Consider the following 2,231-nt stretch of genomic DNA (forward strand, 5'->3'; position numbering starts at 1 on the left):
AAGAATGGGAAATCTCATCTTGAGGGGGGCTTCATGCTTAGATGCTTTCAGCACTTATCCCGTCCACACATAGCTACCCAGCGATGCCCTTGGCAGAACAACTGGTACACCAGCGGTGTGTCCATCCCGGTCCTCTCGTACTAAGGACAGCTCCTCTCAAATTTCCTACGCCCACGACGGATAGGGACCGAACTGTCTCACGACGTTCTGAACCCAGCTCGCGTACCGCTTTAATGGGCGAACAGCCCAACCCTTGGGACCGACTACAGCCCCAGGATGCGATGAGCCGACATCGAGGTGCCAAACCTCCCCGTCGATGTGGACTCTTGGGGGAGATAAGCCTGTTATCCCCGGGGTAGCTTTTATCCGTTGAGCGATGGCCCTTCCATGCGGAACCACCGGATCACTAAGCCCGACTTTCGTCCCTGCTCGACTTGTAGGTCTCGCAGTCAAGCTCCCTTGTGCCTTTACACTCTACGAATGATTTCCAACCATTCTGAGGGAACCTTTGGGCGCCTCCGTTACATTTTGGGAGGCGACCGCCCCAGTCAAACTGCCCACCTGACACTGTCTCCCAGCTCGATCAGAGCTGCGGGTTAGAATTTCAATACAGCCAGGGTAGTATCCCACCGACGCCTCCACCGAAGCTGGCGCTCCGGCTTCTCAGGCTCCTACCTATCCTGTACAAGCTGTACCAAAATTCAATATCAGGCTACAGTAAAGCTCCACGGGGTCTTTCCGTCCTGTCGCGGGTAACCTGCATCTTCACAGGTACTATAATTTCACCGAGTCTCTCGTTGAGACAGTGCCCAAATCGTTACACCTTTCGTGCGGGTCAGAACTTACCTGACAAGGAATTTCGCTACCTTAGGACCGTTATAGTTACGGCCGCCGTTTACTGGGGCTTCAATTCAAAGCTTCGCTTGCGCTAACCTCTCCTCTTAACCTTCCAGCACCGGGCAGGTGTCAGCCCCTATACTTCGCCTTGCGGCTTCGCAGAGACCTGTGTTTTTGCTAAACAGTCGCTTGGGCCTTTTCACTGCGGCTCTCTCGGGCTTGCACCCTACCAGAGCACCCCTTCTCCCGAAGTTACGGGGTCATTTTGCCGAGTTCCTTAACGAGAGTTCTCTCGATCACCTTAGGATTCTCTCCTCGCCTACCTGTGTCGGTTTGCGGTACAGGCACCTCTCACCTCGCTAGAGGCTTTTCTTGGCAGTGTGGAATCATGAACTTCGGTACTATAATTCCCTCGCCATCACAGCTCAGCCTTAATGGTAAGCGGATTTGCCTACTTACCAGCCTAACTGCTTGGACGCGCATATCCAACAGCGCGATTCACTATCCTCCTGCGTCCCCCCATTGCTCAAACGGTGAGGAGGTGGTACAGGAATATCAACCTGTTATCCATCGCCTACGCCTTTCGGCCTCGGCTTAGGTCCTGACTAACCCTGAGCGGACGAGCCTTCCTCAGGAAACCTTAGGCATTCGGTGGACAAGATTCTCACTTGTCTTTCGCTACTCATACCGGCATTCTCACTTCTAAGCGCTCCACCAGTCCTTACGGTCTAGCTTCAACGCCCTTAGAACGCTCTCCTACCAATGTCGTAAGACATTCCACAGCTTCGGTGATACGTTTAGCCCCGGTACATTTTCGGCGCAGAGTCACTCGACCAGTGAGCTATTACGCACTCTTTAAATGGTGGCTGCTTCTAAGCCAACATCCTGGTTGTCTGGGCAACTCCACATCCTTTTCCACTTAACGTATACTTTGGGACCTTAGCTGGTGGTCTGGGCTGTTTCCCTTTCGACTACGGATCTTATCACTCGCAGTCTGACTCCCGAGTATAAGTCTTTGGCATTCGGAGTTTGACTGAATTCGGTAACCCGATGAGGGCCCCTAGTCCAATCAGTGCTCTACCTCCAAGACTCTAAAACTCGAGGCTAGCCCTAAAGCTATTTCGGAGAGAACCAGCTATCTCCAAGTTCGATTGGAATTTCTCCGCTACCCACACCTCATCCCCGCACTTTTCAACGTGCGTGGGTTCGGGCCTCCATTCAGTGTTACCTGAACTTCACCCTGGACATGGGTAGATCACCTGGTTTCGGGTCTACGACCACGTACTCATTCGCCCTATTCAGACTCGCTTTCGCTGCGGCTCCGTCTCTTCAACTTAACCTTGCACGGGATCGTAACTCGCCGGTTCATTCTACAAAAGGCACGCCATCACCCG

1 rRNA gene is annotated in these 2,231 nt (G+C 53.1%); it reads right to left on the reverse strand.

What is annotated here, in order from left to right:
- Positions 1–2,231, reverse strand: a 23S ribosomal RNA gene (locus LT143_RS20245); the annotation flags it as partial.

The sequence above is a fragment of the Bacillus pinisoli genome (assembly GCF_023036475.1).
In the GTDB taxonomy this organism is placed as follows: domain Bacteria; phylum Bacillota; class Bacilli; order Bacillales; family SA4; genus Bacillus_BS; species Bacillus_BS pinisoli.